Source organism: Pseudomonas fitomaticsae (genome assembly GCF_021018765.1).
In the GTDB taxonomy this organism is placed as follows: domain Bacteria; phylum Pseudomonadota; class Gammaproteobacteria; order Pseudomonadales; family Pseudomonadaceae; genus Aquipseudomonas; species Aquipseudomonas fitomaticsae.
Genome location: NZ_CP075567.1, coordinates 3547255 through 3563199, shown reverse-complemented (window position 1 = coordinate 3563199; position 15945 = coordinate 3547255). Strand labels below are relative to the sequence as shown.

At 60.6% G+C, this 15945-nt stretch carries 14 protein-coding genes; 8 read left to right on the top strand and 6 right to left on the bottom strand.

Going from position 1 to position 15945, the window contains the following annotated elements; all coding sequences use genetic code 11:
• Nucleotides 1-147: 147 nt before the first annotated feature.
• Together KJY40_RS15905 and KJY40_RS15900 are read right to left on the bottom strand one after the other, a co-directional pair.
• Entirely contained in the window at nt 148-1683 is a 1536-nt protein-coding gene (locus KJY40_RS15905; RefSeq protein WP_230731100.1) for an EAL domain-containing protein, read from the bottom strand.
• A gap of 106 nt (nt 1684-1789) precedes the next feature.
• Nucleotides 1790-2662: a LysR family transcriptional regulator gene (locus KJY40_RS15900; RefSeq protein WP_230731099.1), complete on the bottom strand. Its 873-nt coding sequence runs from the start codon at nt 2660-2662 to the stop codon at nt 1790-1792.
• Nucleotides 2663-2739: 77 nt separating this feature from the next.
• Between KJY40_RS15900 and KJY40_RS15895 the strand changes: the two genes are divergently transcribed.
• Nucleotides 2740-3687, top strand: a complete 948-nt coding sequence (locus KJY40_RS15895) for a DMT family transporter (protein WP_230731097.1) — start codon at nt 2740-2742, stop codon at nt 3685-3687.
• Between the two features lie 246 nt (nt 3688-3933).
• Nucleotides 3934-5010: a 4-hydroxyphenylpyruvate dioxygenase gene (hppD, locus tag KJY40_RS15890; protein WP_230731095.1), complete on the top strand. Its 1077-nt coding sequence runs from the start codon at nt 3934-3936 to the stop codon at nt 5008-5010.
• A gap of 127 nt (nt 5011-5137) precedes the next feature.
• On the opposite strand, the gene rarD is transcribed toward hppD, so the two are convergent.
• The 3 genes from rarD to KJY40_RS15875 form a co-directional block, all read right to left on the bottom strand.
• Nucleotides 5138-6019, bottom strand: coding sequence for an EamA family transporter RarD (gene rarD / locus KJY40_RS15885; protein WP_230731093.1), 882 nt, complete (start codon nt 6017-6019; stop codon nt 5138-5140).
• A 300-nt stretch (nt 6020-6319) separates the two neighbouring features.
• Nucleotides 6320-7333: an aldo/keto reductase gene (locus KJY40_RS15880; protein ID WP_230731091.1), complete on the bottom strand. Its 1014-nt coding sequence runs from the start codon at nt 7331-7333 to the stop codon at nt 6320-6322.
• Nucleotides 7334-7402: 69 nt separating this feature from the next.
• Nucleotides 7403-8302 carry a LysR family transcriptional regulator gene (locus KJY40_RS15875; RefSeq protein WP_230731089.1) on the bottom strand — a complete coding sequence of 300 codons (900 nt, stop codon included), beginning with the start codon at nt 8300-8302 and terminating at the stop codon, nt 7403-7405.
• Between the two features lie 99 nt (nt 8303-8401).
• Between KJY40_RS15875 and KJY40_RS15870 the strand changes: the two genes are divergently transcribed.
• The 3 genes from KJY40_RS15870 (at nt 8402) to KJY40_RS15860 (ending at nt 10189) form a co-directional block, all read left to right on the top strand.
• A complete protein-coding gene (locus tag KJY40_RS15870; protein ID WP_230731088.1) occupies nt 8402-9106 on the top strand; it encodes an SDR family oxidoreductase in 705 nt (234 codons plus the stop codon).
• Nucleotides 9103-9468, top strand: coding sequence for a VOC family protein (locus tag KJY40_RS15865; RefSeq protein WP_230731086.1), 366 nt, complete (start codon nt 9103-9105; stop codon nt 9466-9468). The genes KJY40_RS15870 and KJY40_RS15865 overlap by 4 nt, the downstream gene beginning before the upstream one ends.
• A 349-nt stretch (nt 9469-9817) precedes the next feature.
• Nucleotides 9818-10189 carry a DUF6124 family protein gene (locus tag KJY40_RS15860; RefSeq protein ID WP_230731085.1) on the top strand — a complete coding sequence of 124 codons (372 nt, stop codon included), beginning with the start codon at nt 9818-9820 and terminating at the stop codon, nt 10187-10189.
• Between the two features lie 63 nt (nt 10190-10252).
• On the opposite strand, the gene KJY40_RS15855 is transcribed toward KJY40_RS15860, so the two are convergent.
• Nucleotides 10253-11563: an MFS transporter gene (locus tag KJY40_RS15855; RefSeq protein WP_230731084.1), complete on the bottom strand. Its 1311-nt coding sequence runs from the start codon at nt 11561-11563 to the stop codon at nt 10253-10255.
• A 171-nt stretch (nt 11564-11734) separates the two neighbouring features.
• Here KJY40_RS15855 and KJY40_RS15850 point away from each other — a divergent pair, with 171 nt between their 5' ends.
• The 3 genes from KJY40_RS15850 to KJY40_RS15840 all read left to right on the top strand — a co-directional run bounded on the left by KJY40_RS15850 (nt 11735) and on the right by KJY40_RS15840 (nt 15939).
• On the top strand, nt 11735-12859 hold the full coding sequence (locus tag KJY40_RS15850) for a sugar diacid recognition domain-containing protein (protein ID WP_085603382.1): 1125 nt from the start codon (nt 11735-11737) through the stop codon (nt 12857-12859).
• A gap of 91 nt (nt 12860-12950) precedes the next feature.
• On the top strand, nt 12951-14090 hold the full coding sequence (locus tag KJY40_RS15845; protein ID WP_230731083.1) for a glycerate kinase: 1140 nt from the start codon (nt 12951-12953) through the stop codon (nt 14088-14090).
• A 223-nt stretch (nt 14091-14313) separates the two neighbouring features.
• Entirely contained in the window at nt 14314-15939 is a 1626-nt protein-coding gene (locus KJY40_RS15840; RefSeq protein ID WP_230731082.1) for a methyl-accepting chemotaxis protein, read from the top strand.
• Nucleotides 15940-15945 lie beyond the last annotated feature (6 nt).

Here is a 15945-nt window from a genome sequence, read left to right as displayed (position 1 = left end):
CTCACCTGCCCATCTTGCAACAGGTAAGAAAAATTGTAGTAGTTAATGCGACAAGAGTAAATCCTGACTTTTTCTTCATGTAACAACAACGCTGTTTTGTATCAATTTGGTGCGAGCTGTCGGCGAGTCTGGATTTATCCCGCCAAGTTAATGATGAGTTAATGCTTCGATGAAGTCTGCAGCCGGCATCGGTTTGCCGAAAAGGTAGCCCTGCAGAAAGTTGACATGATGAGCGGCCAGGTAATCGCATTGGGCTTGCGTCTCTACACCTTCAGCCACAACGCCCAGATCCAGTTTGGTGGAAAGCTCGATGATGCTGTCCAGAATGTGCCGGGACAGGGCGTCTGTATCGATCATGGCCACGAATGTCTGGTCGATCTTGAGGAAGTCGACATTGAAGGTCCTCAAGTAGCCGAGGCTTGAATGACCGGTACCAAAGTCGTCAATCGCGATCTTCACGCCCATTGCACGCAATTGTGCGAACAGTTGATGGGTGATGTCGGACGGCTCGATCAGCTCGCGTTCGGTCAGCTCCAGAACCAGGCTGATGCTGCCGGGCTGGAACGCTGACAAAAATTCACGGCAATCCTCAACCAGCTCCAGATCGCGGCAGTGGCTGGCGGTGATGTTGATACCAATGTGGAACGGTGCGGTAAAGCTCGATGACAGCGGCCCCAGCACGACAGCGGTTTGCTGCATCAGAGCGCGGGTCATCGGCACGATCAACTTGGAGTGTTCGGCGAAGGGAATGAACAGGTCCGGACGCACCAGCCCCTCCTTGGGATGGTTCCAGCGCATCAGCACTTCCGCGCCCGACCAGCGTTTGCTGTCGCCGTGCACCACCGGTTGAAAGTACGGAATGAATTCTCCCGCCTCCAGCGCTCGCAGCATTTCATGGCTGGGCGAGGTGGAGCGCCTCTGCAAGATGTAGCCGATCGCTCCCGATACCGCACCGAAGAACATCAGCAGGCTGAATAGCGGCGGGTACTCGTCTTTCATGTAGCGCCATGTTTCGCCTGCCGGAAACGCGGCGCTGACCGAGAACGCATAGTGCGACGAATGCAAGGTACTTTGTGCCACCGGCAACGCAGGCAGGGCGCCTTGATGCACTTTGCCGTCGGCGGAGAGCCAGTTGTTGCCGACTTGCAGCAACAACAATGTGTGCCGACCGATCAGGCGCAGGATGTTGCTCAGGTGATAGCCGTCCAGCGTGGTCAGTGCGCCGCCGCGACCCTCGCTCAGGCGATAGACCAGCAGCGCGGTGTCAGGTGTGACCGGGTTGCCATTCATGAGCCACAACTTGCCCTGGGCATAGTCGCCCGGATTCACGGCTTCCTTGAAGTCGCCGAACAGCGAACTGCAATAGAGATTGTCGTCCCACACCAGATTGGTCGAGCGCACGAACGGGCGGCGGGTGACTTGTTCGCGCAAGGCCAGTTTGACGGTCTCGCAGGTCTGGCCGGCCAGCGGCAGCAGCTCCCGGGCGGCCAGGGCGGTGTTGTCGAGCATCAGTTCGAACTGCCGCAGGGCTTCATCGGCGGTGTGTTGTGAACTCTGCTGAAGGGCGCGTCCGGCCTGCATATAAAGAATCACACTGCCGAGTACGATCGGCAGCAGGCCACACAGCAATGTCACGATAATTCGGGTGCTGCGCTTGCGGCGGGGCCTGACGGTCAGTGGCATGGGCGCATCCTGTCGCGATGGGGTAGGGCTCTGGATGGCAGGCGAAGCGTGCGCGCAAAGCCCAAGGTCTGAGCCCATGATAGATGGCCAATGACGCTTGCGCCGCTCAACGATAATCCAGCCGTGTTGCCAGCTGAATGAACGCCAGCGTAGCGGGCGACGCCTGGCGCTGATCCAGCACTGCCAGACCGACCTGCCGGGTGACTGCGGGGGACAGCGGTCGCTTGACGTAGCGCGGGTCGGGATCGAAAGGTAACGAACCTTCGGCCACCACGGTCATCGCATCGCCCCGGCCCACGGTGTCGAGCGTGCTGAGCAGCTGCGAGCAGCGATAACGGATGTTCGGGCTCAACCGGGCAGCGTTGAACAGGCGCGAAACCAGCTCCGACGAGCCGGCCTCGGTCAGCACGAACGGATAGTTGCACAAGTCTTTTAACGTCACTGTTTCGTGCGCCGCCAATGGGTGATCGAGCGGAAGCAGGGCGACCATCTGATCTTCGATCAAGGCAAACGTGTCGAAGCGCTCCTCGGGCAGCACCACAAAACCGATATCGATCCGCCGCTCCTCCAGCCACTGAATGACCTGCCGATCCGGGCCTTCATCGATGTGCACTTCGATCCCCGGATGCGCCTGGCGATACTGCTGCAAAATCCTGGGCAACAACTTGATCGAGGACGTCGGCCCGAACGAGCCGATGCGCAAGGTTCCGCGTTTCATGCCGCGCGCATCCGCCGCCTCCTGGCGCAAGGTGTTGGCCAGCCCGAGCATCGCCCGCGCGCGCAGCAGCAGTTGCTCGCCTATGTCGCTCAGTTCCACTTGCGATTGGTGCCGGCGCAGCAGTTCGACGCCCAGTTCCTGTTCCAGCGACTTCAAGGCGTGGGACACCGCCGACTGAGAAATTCCCAGACGATGGGCGGCGAGGGTGAAGCCGCGCAGTTCGGCCACCAGCGAGAAGATTTCGAGTTGGGTCAGGGTCATGAGTAAAGACTCATTTTACGATGATGAGAAATCAATCGAATGATACGTCATCCGTCAGTCTCATCGTTGGGAGCGTTATGAGTTGTCATGAACCTGATCGTCCGGCCACCTCGGACATGCCCGTCTATTTGAACCTGGCTCTGGTCACGATGATCTGGGGTGGAACGTGGGTGGCCGGGCGTTTTTTGGCCGGCAGCCTGAGCCCGGTGTTTGCCGCCAGCCTGCGGTTTCTGCTGGCCAGTGTGGCGCTGGTCGTGTGTTTAAGGCTCGCTCGAATCCGGTTGGCGCGGCCCACGCCCCGGCAATGGCTGCAACTGACGTTGCTGGGGTTCTTCGGGATCTTCTTCTACAACCTGTGCTTCTTTTACGGGTTGCAATACATCAACGCTTCCCGAGCCTCGTTGATCGTGGCTCTGAACCCGGCGGTCATTGGTCTGGCGTCATGGCTGCTGTTCAAGGAGCGGCTGAGCCGGCTGAAGGTGATCGGCATCGCAATCTGCATCGGCGGGGCGGGTGTGGTCATCGTCAGTCGCAATCCGCAACTACTGAGCGAAACGCCGGACGCGTGGATTGGCGATCTGCTGATCCTCGGCTGCGTTTTGAGCTGGGGCGTCTATTCGCTGTTTTCCCGCAGCCTCAACCAGAGCATCGGCCCGGTGCAGACCGTGACCTTTTCAATTCTGCTGGGCACCCTGATGTTGTGGGCGCTGGCCCTGAGCCGAGGCGAAGTGGACGTTGCAGCGCTGGCCGCGATTGGCCCGCGCCAATGGCTGAGCCTGGCCTATCTGGGCCTGCTCGGCTCGGCGCTGGCCTACATCGGTTACTACGATGGCATCCGCAAGATCGGCGCCACGCGCTCCGGCGTGTTCATTGCGCTCAATCCGCTGACCGCCGTGCTGGCCGGTGCAATCCTGCTGGGCGAACAGCTGACGCTGGCCATGTGCCTGGGCGGCGTGCTGATTCTGGCGGGCATCTGGCTGTGCAACAAACCCCTTGCACCGGCCGGAAAAAAGCGGATTTTATAGAGAGGGCAGACAACCCTATTTACGCTGTGTAGAATCGGGTTACGCATACAATAATAATCGTCTTCTGGCAGCAGAAGCCTCGCCCGCAAGAGCCTTGGGTCGACAATGAAGATATTCGGGTTTCAACTGATCTACGGTGACTTCCTCGCCCGCAGTGTGCGTGGCATCTCCTGTGCGCCACCCACCGGTCTCAGCATTACTGACAAATAACTCTGGTTAATTGATAAGAATGATGAGGCGCCAACCATGGCAGATTTATACGAAAACCCAATGGGCCTGATGGGCTTCGAGTTCATCGAGTTCGCATCGCCGACGCTTGGCACCCTGGAGCCGATCTTCGAGATCATGGGCTTCACCAAGGTCGCGACCCACCGTTCCAAGAACGTGCACCTGTATCGCCAGGGCGCGATCAACCTGATCCTCAACAACGAACCCCACAGCGTGGCTTCCTACTTCGCGGCCGAACACGGCCCGTCGGTGTGCGGCATGGCGTTCCGGGTCAAGGATTCGCAGAAGGCCTACAACCGCGCACTGGAACTCGGCGCTCAGCCGATCCACATCGAAACCGGCCCGATGGAACTGAACCTGCCGGCGATCAAAGGCATTGGCGGCGCGCCGCTGTACCTGATCGACCGTTTCGGCGAAGGCAGCTCGATCTATGACATCGACTTCGTGTTCCTCGAAGGCGTTGACCGCAACCCGGTCGGTGCCGGCCTGAAGATCATCGACCACCTGACCCACAACGTGTATCGCGGTCGCATGGCCTACTGGGCGAACTTCTACGAGAAGCTGTTCAACTTCCGCGAAATCCGCTACTTCGACATCAAGGGCGAATACACCGGCCTGACCTCGAAAGCCATGACCGCGCCGGACGGCATGATCCGCATCCCGCTCAACGAAGAATCGTCGAAGGGTGCCGGGCAGATCGAAGAGTTCCTGATGCAGTTCAATGGTGAAGGCATCCAGCACGTGGCGTTCCTCACCGATGACCTGGTCAAGACCTGGGATCAGTTGAAGAAGATCGGCATGCGCTTCATGACCGCGCCGCCGGACACCTACTACGAAATGCTCGAAGGTCGCCTGCCGAACCACGGCGAGCCGGTGGATCAACTGCAATCGCGCGGCATCCTGCTCGACGGCGCATCGGATAAAGAAGACAAGCGTCTGCTGTTGCAGATCTTCTCGGAAACCCTGATGGGCCCGGTGTTCTTCGAATTCATCCAGCGCAAGGGCGATGATGGTTTCGGCGAGGGCAACTTCAAGGCATTGTTCGAATCGATCGAGCGTGACCAGGTGCGTCGTGGCGTACTCGCTACCGAGTAATTAGCTGCACCGATAAAAAATATGGGAGCGGGCTTGCTCGCGAAGGCGTCGGATCAGTCAACTGAAGTGTTGAATGAACGATTGCCTTCGCGAGCAAGCCCGCTCCCACATTTGTTTTGTGCCGCTTTTAAGGCCTGCGCTGGCGCATCAGATGCTTGAACCCTTCAAACACCAACACCACCACCGCCAGCCAGATCGGGATGTAGGTCAGCCATTCACCGGGCTTGATGCTTTCACCGAGCAGCAGCGCCACACCCAGCAGCAACACCGGTTCCACGTAACTCAACAAACCGAACAGGCTGAACGGCAGCAAGCGGCTTGCGATGATGTAGACCACCAGCGCCGAGGCACTGATCAGGCCGAGCAGCGGAATCAGCCACGTGAGCGCCGGGTGCTGATCGAATACGCCGAAACCCTGTTCGCCACCGCGCACAAACCAGTACGCCACCGGCAGCATCAAAGTCATGTCGACCCACAAACCGCCGAGGTTGTCGGTCTTCAGGTATTTGCGCAGCACGAAATACAACGGGTAACCGACCACCACCACCAGCGTCGCCCAGGAAAACCCGCCGACCTGATACAGCTCGTTCAACACACCAAGGCTGGCAAAAAACACTGCGACTTTTTGCAGGTACGACAGGCTTTCGCCATAAGCGATACGCCCGGTCAGCACCATCGCCAATGGCAACAGAAAGTAGCCCAGCGACACATCGAGGCTGTAACCATTGAGCGGCGCCCACATGAACAGCCACAACTGCACGCCCAGCAACGCAGACGAAACGATCAGGCCACCGATCAACTTCGGCAGCGCAGGGACCCGGCGCAGCAGCTCCAGCACCCGCCGCCATTCGCCGGACAACAACATGAACACGGTCATGCAGGGCACGGTCAGCAGCATCCGCCAACCGAAGATTTCCACGCCGCTCAATGGGGTGAGCAGCGAGGTGTAGTAATACATGACGGCAAACAGCGTCGATGCTGTCACCGATAGAGCAATGCCTTTAGACAAACTGTCCTCGCGGGGGTGATGGTCAAACGGGGCGCGCAGGATACGTGGTTTTTGTGGTGAATATTGGCCAGATGGTCATTATTTTCAACAGATCCAAAAGCCCCCTCACCCTAACCCTCTCCCAGAGGGAGAGGGGACTGACCGCAGGGTCTCGCGACATTCAGCGACGTGAAAGTCCGAGTCGATTACGGATTCAACACAACAGCTGCAGGCAAAAGCGTAGCTTCAATTTCCCCCAATCGGTTCCCTCTCCCTCCGGGAGAGGGTTAGGCGGGCGGCGTTCCGATGAGGGCAGCAATCTCAAGCCGAACGCGATTTCCGGCCCGACACAAAATGGCTCACATCATTAAACCCCGGCGTAGACGCATGCCCCGGCGTCACCAGCGAGTCGATAAACGCCTCATCCTCCGCCGTAATCTTCACCGCCTGCGCCTTGGTGTACGCATCCCATTGCTCTTCCGTACGCGGCCCGACAATCGCCGACGTCACCGCACCGTTGTTCAGCACCCAGGCAATCGCAAACTCGACAATCCCGACCCCACGCTCCTGGGTGTATTGCTGAATCTGCTGGGCAATGCGCAACGACTCCACGCGCCATTCGGTTTCCAGAATCCGTTTGTCCTGGCGCCCGGCTCGGCTGTTGGCGTCCGGCGTCACGTCCGGCGCGTACTTGCCGCTGAGCACGCCACGGGCCAGCGGGCTGTAAGGCACCACGCCGAGGCCGTAGGTCTGGGCGGCAGTGATTTGCTCGGTTTCGGCCTGACGGTTGACGATGTTGTAAAGCGGCTGGCTGATCACCGGGCGATCGACGCCGAGTTTGTCCGCCACGCGAATCACCTCGGCAATCCGCCAGCCGCGATAGTTCGACAGGCCCCAATAACGGATCTTGCCTTGGCGAATCAGATCGCCAATCGCCGAGATCGTCACTTCCAGCGGCGTGTTGTGGTCTTCGCGGTGCAGGTAATAGATGTCGAGGTAGTCGGTGCCGAGGCGGGCCAGGCTGGCCTCAAGACCGTTAAAGATGTGCTTGCGGCTCAAACCGCTGCGGTTCGGAACTCCATCCACCGGGCCGAAACCGACCTTGGTCGCCAGCACCCATTCATGCCGATGACGGGCGATGGCTTCGCCGACAATCTCCTCCGAGCGGCCGTTGGTGTAAACGTCCGCGGTGTCGATGAAGTTGATGCCCTGATCCCAGGCCTTGTCGATGATGCGCAGCGAATCTTCCGCGCTGGTCTGCTCGCCGAACATCATCGTGCCGAGGGTGAGGGTGGACACCTGCAACCCCGAGTGACCCAATGTGCGATAGCTCATGCCGAAATCCTTTTGTCGGTGGGAAAGCTTCCATCAAATACCAGAAGCGCCCGGCGCGGCAAAGTGAATTTATCGACGCAATGCCTCGCAGCGCTCGCGTAAAAACGCCTGCAACACCTTGACCCGTTCCGACACCTGCACCCGGTGCGGACACAGCAGATTGAACGGCACGCTCTCGCCGTGCCAGTCATCGAACAGCGTCAGCAGCCGCCCGGCGCGCACGTCTTCGGCCACGTCGAGCCAGGCCTTGTAGGTGATGCCGTGCCCGGCGAGTGCCCAGCGGCGCGCGACTTCGCCGTCGTCGCTGAGGTAGTCACCGCTTACTTCGACCTCGACCGTTTCGTCCTCTCGATGGAAACGCCAGGTGTTGTAAGGCCGGCCGTTGCGCAGGTAGAGCAGGGCGCTGTGCTCACTCAATTCGGCAGGATTTTGCGGTGTGCCGTGGCGCTCCAGATACGCGGGGCTGGCGCAGGCCATGCGCCGATGCTCAGGCAGAATCGGCAACGCCACCAATGTCGAATCACTTGGCACGCCAAAGCGCAACGCCACATCCACCGTTTCGCGAAACAGATCCGCATGCCGGTCGTTGAGCAGCAATTGCAATTGAATATGCGGGTGCTCGCGCTTGAAATCGTCCAGCCACGGCAGCAACACGTTGCGCCCGAAGTCCGACGGCGCCGCCAGTTGCAGCACGCCGCTCAGGCCTTCGGTCTGCTGCTTCAGCGCCTGCTCGCCCTCGGCCAGGGTGGCCAGCGCCAGACGCACGCTTTCCAGATAGCGCCGGCCTTCTTCGGTCAGGCGCATGCTGCGGGTCGAGCGGGCGAACAGGCGGATGCCGAGGCGGGTTTCCAGACGTTTCAATGCGATGCTGGCGGCGGCCGGCGTCAGCTCCAACGCCCGGGCGGCGGCGGAAATGCTGCCGGAGTCGGCGGTGCGCACGAAGATTTCCAGATCGAGGATTGAGCTCATTGGTAAAAATCCTTTAAAGATCCTTCCGATTTACCGGGATTTTTCTTCGATTGGCAACCGGAGAAGATGCAATCTCCTTAAGCCTATCGGAGAACTCTCATGAAACCACTCGACAACCAGACTGTTGTGGTCATCGGCGGCAGCAGCGGCATTGGCGCCGCTGTCGCGTCGAACGCTGCTGAGCGCGGCGCCCGTGTTTATTCGGTCGGGCGCCGTGTCGAAACCTCCGAAACCCATGATGGTGTCCGTCACGAAACTGCCGATGTCACTGATGACGCCTCGCTGCGTCAACTGTTCGAACGCATCGGCGCGTTCGATCATTTGGTAATTACTGCAGGGCCGAGCGTCAGCGCCAAGCCGTTGGCCGACAGCGATCTGCTCCAGGCGCAGCAGGCGTTCGATGTGAAATTCTGGGGCACCTTGCGCGCCATTCAAGCGGCGCTGCCGTACCTGAGCGAGCGGGGTAGCATCACCCTGACGTCGGGGTTGCTTTCGCGCAAATTCGTCGCCGGGCAATTCATCAAAACCACCCTGAATGCCGCGCTGGACGCTCTGGCCAAACAACTGGCGAAGGAGCTGGCGCCGCGTCGGGTCAATGTGATCAGCCCCGGCGTAACCGACACCGAAGCCTACGCCGGCATGGACGAAAGCCAGCGCAGCGCGATGTTCGCCCGCACCTCGGCCTCTCTTCCTGTGGGCCGGGTCGGAACGCCGCAGGATCTGGCCGCTGCATTTATGCTGGTCATGGGAAACGGCTTCATCAGCGGCAGCATCATCGACGTCGACGGAGGTGGATTGTTATGACCTGGCACTTCGATCACCTGGCGTTCAATGCGCCGGACGGGCAACCGATTCAGGATGCTTTCAACGCACTGCTGGGATTGACGCCGGGGCGTCGGCCGCCGTTTCCGTTTCCCGGGCGTTGGTTGTATCAGGAAGGGCAGGCGCTGGTGCATGTGATCGAGCAGCCGGCGCTGGATGAGGCGGCGTTGAGTCATATTGCGTTTCGTACCGATGAAGACGCGGCGGTGGTTTTGAAGCGGGTGCAGGGCAGTGGGTTGCCGTATCAGGTGGCGCAGGTGCCGGAGGACGGGATCTGGCAGATTTTTGTGCAGATGCCGGGCGGGTTGGTGCTGGAACTGGATGCGAAAACGGGGATTTTGTGAGTGTTTAATCGTGGCGTTTAAAGGACACGTTCAGACACGCACCCCAGGCTACACACACTTGCGCCGTTGCCTACGACTGCGCCAGAATCCGCCGGCTTGTGCGCTTATAGGCCGGGTTTTATCGTTATCTCGTCGCTGAAAAACAGCGATGGGGTTTGGTAGCCCGGGTCTTAAAATGCAGAGTGCTCCATTTTGTAGAGTCTTTTGTCTCTGTTTTATGGTGGTCATTCGCAGGGCACCTTCGGGTGCGCCGTTTCTCCTAAGGCCCGGTCTACCAACCTGCGTCTGGCCACCACCATCGTTTGGTAGCGAGTGTGGTGGCTCCAATAAGCGCCTTAGGAGTTTTGCCATGATCAAACCAACACCGAACCCACCCGAAGCCGATTCAACGTCCCCCTACGAAACCCTCGATTCCAAGAAATTCCACGAAGCCGCCGAACGCGCCCTCGATCACTACCTCAACCCGTTCCACCCCAGAAAGCCGCTGCTCAAAACCAACACCCGCTACCTGATCGCCCCCGGTATCCCGAGCGAAGAACTGTTGGCCGATGCCTGCGAAACCCTGACCTCCGCCAAAACCATGGCCAGCGATTTCGCCGGGATGATCGATGCGCCGCAGCGGCACGTCCTGCTGGGCATCGGGCAACTAATCATGCTGGCGGAACTGGCGGTGAATCGGGTGCTGGACAATCTGGACACGGCGGCTGAAGCCCGGCCCTGACCGATCGTAGAGCACCAACAAAAAACGGCCCGAAATGGGCCGTTTTTGTCTGCCTGCCAACAATCAGGCCCGCAACGTCCGCGTCATCCGCAACGCCAGCAAACTCCCGCCAACAATCACACCCGCCAGCAGATAAAGCGCCGCATCTGTAGAGCCAGTGCTGTCCTTCACCCAACCCACGAGGTAAGGGCTCAGGAACCCGGCCATCTGCCCCATCGAGTTGATCAACGCCAGACCACCCGCCGCAGCACCCGCGCTCAGCATGGCCGTCGGCACCGGCCAGAACATCGGCAGACCGGTCAGCGCGCCCATGGTCGCAATGGTCAGACCAAGAATCGCAATCGCCGGATTCGCCGCGAAGTTCACCGCGATCAGCAGACCGACAGCGCCCATCAACATCGGCACCACCAAATGCCAGCGACGTTCTTTGCGCAGGTCCGCCGAACGACCGACCACCAGCATGAATACCGCCGCCAGCAGATACGGAATCGCACTCAACCAGCCAATCACCAGGTTGTCGCTGAAGCCGAGGTTCTTGATGATCGACGGCAGCCAGAAGTTGATCGCGTATACGCCGCTCTGGATGCAGAAGTAGATCAGGCCGAAGGCCCAGATGGCCGGGTTCTTGAACACCGCAATCAGCGAATCGGAGGTGGTTTTCGGTTTGTTCGCCAGGTCTTCGGCCTGATCGGCTTCCAGGACCGAACGCTCGTACGGGGTCAGCCATTTGGCGTTGGCGAAGTTGTCGCTGAGCAGGAAGTAGGCGAGTGCGCCCAGCACCACGGTCGGAATGCCTTGCAGCAGGAACATCCACTGCCAGCCGGCGAGGCCACCTTGACCGGCGGCGAAGTGATTGAGGATCCAGCCGGAAAACGGGCTGCCGAGCAGGCCCGACACCGGGATTGCCGACATGAACAGCGCCATGATCCGGCCACGGCGGAAGGTCGGGAACCACTGCGAGAGATAGAGCACGACGCCCGGGAAGAACCCGGCTTCGGCCGCGCCGGTGAACAGGCGCAGGGTGTAGAACCCGGTCGGTGTGGTGACGAACAGCAGGCAGGTCGACAGCGTGCCCCAGGTGATCATCATCAGCGCGATCCAGCGCCGTGGGCCGAATCTGGTCAGGGCCAGGTTGCTCGGTACGCCGCACAGCACGTAGCCGATGAAGAAGATACCGGCACCGAGGCCGTACACGGTTTCGCTGAATTTCAGCGCGTCGAGCATCTGCAGTTTGGCGAATCCAACGTTGACCCGGTCGAGGTAGTTGAACAGGTAGCAGATGAAGATGAAGGGGATCAAACGCAGGGTGATGCGTTTGTAGACGGCATTTTTATCGTCAGCGATGGTCTGGGCGGCAGCGGCGCTCTGCGACATGGCGGCTCTCTCTTTATTATGATTTTTTGCGATGCAAAGGGTAACGTTGATCGCCCTGAGAGTCTCGGCCACCTTTGGCCGGATTGTCTTTGTGCCTGAGCACAGGGTTTGCCGCCAGACCCTGTGCGGGTGAACAACCGTCCGCGCCTGTTTTCAAGGATTCCAGCCCTTATGTTCGAACTCGATCACGACCTCGCCCAGGACATCGTCGACCGGGCCATGGCCATTTTGCCGTACAACGTCAACGTCATGGACAGCCAGGGCCTGATTCTCGGCAGCGGCGAGCCGGAGCGGATCAACACCCGCCACGAAGGCGCGCAACTGGTGCTGGCCAACGGTCGGGTGGTGGAGATCGACGCACAGACTGCCGTGCATTTGAAAGGTGTGCAGCCGGGAATCAACCTGCCGCTGCTGCTCGATCAGCGGTTGATCGGTGTGCTCGGCATTACCGGCGAGCCCGAGCAACTGCGCACTTACGCCGAGTTGGTGCGCATGACTGCCGAAATGCTGGTGGGCCAGCGTAACCAGCAATCGGAACAGCAATGGCGTCGGCAGCGTTGTGATGACTTGCTCGCGTTGTTGCTGAGCGAGGCGGGGGATTCGCCGCGACTGGTGGACGAAGCTCAGCAACTCGGACTCAAACCGCAACTGACGCGAGTGCCGTATCTGTTCGAATTGGGCCTGGAGCATGGACCGGGGCAAACCGTCGAAGCGCTGAGTGCCTGGTTGATGACGCGCTATCCGGACAGCTGGTGCGTGAGTTCCGCCAAGTCCTCACTGCTGTGGTGCCGGCCGGCCAGTCAGAACGTCGAGCATGATCGCCTGCTGGAAAAACTCGATGGTCTGGGCTGGAACATCCTGCGCATCGCTGTTGGCGGGCAGGCCGATGGGCTGGCCGGGTTGCGCCGTTGCTATCGGCGGGTCGGCGATTTGCTCGCTTACGGCCGCGAAGTGCTGCCGCGTTCACGGCTGCTGACCCTCAATCGCTATCGCTTGCCGGTGATGCTCTGGCGTCATCGCAACGACGATGCGCTGGATGAACTGCTCAAACCGTTGCGCAAGGTCATTGCCAAGGACAGCAACGGCCAGTTGCTCGCGACCCTGCGCAGCTGGTGCGATCACGACGGCCAGAGCCAGGCCTGCGCCGATGCCTTGGGGATCCACCGCAACAGCCTGCGTTACCGGATGGAGCGGATTGCCGAGTTGAGCGGGGTCGATCCGCTGAGGCTCGACGGCATGCTGGCGCTGTATCTCGGGGTGCAATTGCTGCCACAGACTGACGATTTGTCGAAATGAACAATAAACGCCTGCGCCACTTGTGCAGCGGACAGGCGTCAACGCGCAAAGCGACTGGCAGCATGAGGGGCATTGGAACTGGAGAATTCGCATGAAGATCGTCATCGCCCCCGATTCGTTCAAGGACAGCCTGAGTGCCCAAGGCGTTGCAGAAGCCATTGCGCTGGGCCTGGCGCAGGTCTGGCCGCAGGCGACGCTGGTCAAATGCCCGATGGCCGACGGTGGCGAAGGCACGGTGGAGTCGATTCTCGCCGCCTGCGAAGGCGAACTGCGCCACACCCGCGTGCGTGGCCCGTTGGGTGCGGCGGTCGAAGCCGCGTGGGGCTGGCTGCCGCACAATCACACCGCGATCATCGAAATGGCCGAGGCCAGCGGTTTGCAACTGGTGCCCCCGGGGCAGCGCGATGCGTGCATCAGCAGCACATTCGGCACCGGTGAGCTGATTCGCGCCGCGCTTGATGCTGGCGCACAACGGGTGATCCTCGCCATCGGCGGCAGTGCCACCAACGACGGCGGCGCCGGCGCGATGCAGGCGCTGGGCGTAAAACTGCTGGACGCCCAAGGGCAATCGTTGGTGCCCGGCGGTCTGGCGCTGGCGCAACTCGCTCAACTCGAACTCAGCGAACTCGACCCACGTCTGGCGCAAGTTCGCTTCGACATCGCCGCCGACGTCAACAATCCACTGTGCGGCCCCCACGGCGCTTCTGCGATTTTCGGCCCGCAGAAGGGCGCATCTCCTGCGCAAGTGCAACAACTGGATCAGGCTCTCGGTCACTTCGCCGAACTCTGCGCGCAAGCGTTGGGCAACGATGTGCGGGATGAACCGGGCAGCGGCGCGGCAGGTGGGCTGGGTTTTGCCGCCAAGGCATTTCTCGGCGCACGCTTCCAGGCCGGTGTTGAAGTCGTCGCGGAACTGGTCGGACTGGCCGACGCAGTGAAGGGCGCAGATCTGGTCATCACCGGCGAAGGACGCTTCGATGCCCAGACCCTGCGCGGCAAAACCCCGTTCGGCGTAGCGCGGATCGCCAAGCAGCAGCGTGTGCCGGTGATCGTCATTGCAGGAACCTTGGGCGAGGGCTATCAAGCACTCTACGAGCACGGCATCGACGCCGCATTCGCCGTCACCAGCGGCCCGATGACCCTCGAACAGGCCTGCGCCGAAGCGCCGCGCCTGTTGCGCGAACGTGCCACAGACATCGCTCGCGTCTGGCGCCTGGCAACCCCGGCCTGACCTGTCACCCATCATCTGAAACAAAGGGTGTTTCACCGCTGAAACACCCGCAACACCTTGAAAAATATTTCATCTTTCCCCGCAAACTTCCTCAAGTCTGGCCGATACAGAAATCAGGCGCGCACAACATCTCCAAAAACAGTGACGCCGGACTGATGCCCGTCCCTCGGGCCAGTGATCACGGCATGGACGCTCGTAGTTTCAATTATCCGAGAGTCTTCCTATGTCCTTGCGTAATCTGAATATCGCGCCCCGTGCCTTCCTTGGTTTTGCCTTCATTGCCCTGCTGGTGATCGTGCTCGGCGTGTTTGCCGTCAATCGCATGTCGATCATCCGCCAGGCGTCGCTGGAGATGGAGTCGACGCAATTGCCAAGCGTCACTCAACTTGCCGTGGTCACGGAAAACGTCCTGCGCCTGCGTATCCTCTCGTTCCGCATTCTGGTCAACCGCGAACCGGCCGGTCTCCAGGAAGCCCAGACCCGCATCGGAGTGCTGGTGGACAAGGTGCGCGCTGCCCAGGCCAGTTACGCGGCACTGCCGGCCGGTTCGGAAGAACGCGCGCTGTATCAGACGTTTTCGACGACCCTCGACAACTACCTGCAAGCCCAGAACCAGATGATGGATTTGTCGCGTCAGGACAAGCTCGACGAGATGCGTACCCTGATCAACACGAAGATCAAGGACGGCACCGACAAGATGGGCGAACAGCTCAACCAACTGATCGCGATCAACTCGGCGGATGCGAAAACCGCGTCGTCCCGGGCCGGTGACCAGTACAGCGGCGCGATCACCGGGATCATCGTGGTGGCCGTGATTGCCGCGTTGCTGACCGTGCTGCTGGCCTGGCTGCTGACCCGCAGCATTGTCACCCCGTTGAACCGCGCCGTCGCTGCCGCGCAAACCATCGCGGGTGGCAACCTGACCAAAGCCATCGAAGTCGACGGCAAGGATGAACCGGCACGCCTGCTTGAAGCGCTGGCCGCGATGCAGACCAACCTGCGCAAGACCATCGAACAGATTGCCGGCTCCGCCACGCAACTCGGTGCCGCTGCTGAAGAGCTCAGCGCGGTGACCGAAGAAGCCTCCCGTGGTCTGCAGCAGCAGAACGACGAAATCGAACAGGCCGCCACCGCTGTCAACGAAATGACCGCTGCGGTGGAAGAGGTCGCGCGCAACGCGGTGTCGACCTCCGAAGCCTCGAACCAGTCGACCCACGCCGCCCGTGAAGGTCGCGACCAGGTGGTGAAAACCGTCGATGCAATCCAGACCATGACCCACGACGTGCAGAACACCGCGCAGATGATCGAAGGCCTGGCCGCTCAGGGCCGCGACATCGGCAAGGTGCTGGACGTGATCCGCGCCATTGCCGAACAAACCAACCTGCTCGCGCTCAACGCTGCCATCGAAGCGGCCCGTGCCGGTGAAGCCGGGCGTGGTTTCGCCGTGGTGGCGGACGAGGTTCGTGCCCTGGCCCATCGCACCGCGCAATCGACCCAGGAAATCGAAAAAATGGTCGCCGGCATCCAGAACGGCACCGGCGAAGCGGTGGAGTCGATGCAGCAAAGCAACCAGCGCACCCAGACCACCCTGGAAATGGCCCGCGCCGCCGGTGTCGCGCTGGAGCAGATCACTCAATCGATTCACCAGATCAACGAGCGCAATCTGGTGATCGCCAGTGCGTCTGAAGAGCAGGCGCAGGTGTCCCGTGAAGTCGACCGCAACCTGGTGAACATCCGTGACCTGGCCACCCAATCGGCCGCTGGCGCGAACCAAACCAGCGCCGCGACACACGAACTGTCGCGTCTGGCGGTGGATTTGAATGCGATGGTGGCGCGGTTTGTGATTTGACCTAGG

What these genes read in the sequence shown, in the direction of transcription:
- KJY40_RS15855 (WP_230731084.1), bottom strand. Translation starts at nt 11,563, where the DNA reads ATGTCGCAGAGCGCCGCTGCCGCCCAGACCATCGCTGACGATAAAAAT.
- KJY40_RS15850 (WP_085603382.1), top strand. Translation starts at nt 11,735, where the DNA reads ATGTTCGAACTCGATCACGACCTCGCCCAGGACATCGTCGACCGGGCC.
- KJY40_RS15845 (WP_230731083.1), top strand. Translation starts at nt 12,951, where the DNA reads ATGAAGATCGTCATCGCCCCCGATTCGTTCAAGGACAGCCTGAGTGCC.
- KJY40_RS15900 (WP_230731099.1), bottom strand. Translation starts at nt 2,662, where the DNA reads ATGACCCTGACCCAACTCGAAATCTTCTCGCTGGTGGCCGAACTGCGC.
- KJY40_RS15875 (WP_230731089.1), bottom strand. Translation starts at nt 8,302, where the DNA reads ATGAGCTCAATCCTCGATCTGGAAATCTTCGTGCGCACCGCCGACTCC.
- KJY40_RS15865 (WP_230731086.1), top strand. Translation starts at nt 9,103, where the DNA reads ATGACCTGGCACTTCGATCACCTGGCGTTCAATGCGCCGGACGGGCAA.
- KJY40_RS15870 (WP_230731088.1), top strand. Translation starts at nt 8,402, where the DNA reads ATGAAACCACTCGACAACCAGACTGTTGTGGTCATCGGCGGCAGCAGC.
- KJY40_RS15905 (WP_230731100.1), bottom strand. Translation starts at nt 1,683, where the DNA reads ATGCCACTGACCGTCAGGCCCCGCCGCAAGCGCAGCACCCGAATTATC.
- KJY40_RS15860 (WP_230731085.1), top strand. Translation starts at nt 9,818, where the DNA reads ATGATCAAACCAACACCGAACCCACCCGAAGCCGATTCAACGTCCCCC.
- KJY40_RS15880 (WP_230731091.1), bottom strand. Translation starts at nt 7,333, where the DNA reads ATGAGCTATCGCACATTGGGTCACTCGGGGTTGCAGGTGTCCACCCTC.
- hppD (WP_230731095.1), top strand. Translation starts at nt 3,934, where the DNA reads ATGGCAGATTTATACGAAAACCCAATGGGCCTGATGGGCTTCGAGTTC.
- KJY40_RS15895 (WP_230731097.1), top strand. Translation starts at nt 2,740, where the DNA reads ATGAGTTGTCATGAACCTGATCGTCCGGCCACCTCGGACATGCCCGTC.
- KJY40_RS15840 (WP_230731082.1), top strand. Translation starts at nt 14,314, where the DNA reads ATGTCCTTGCGTAATCTGAATATCGCGCCCCGTGCCTTCCTTGGTTTT.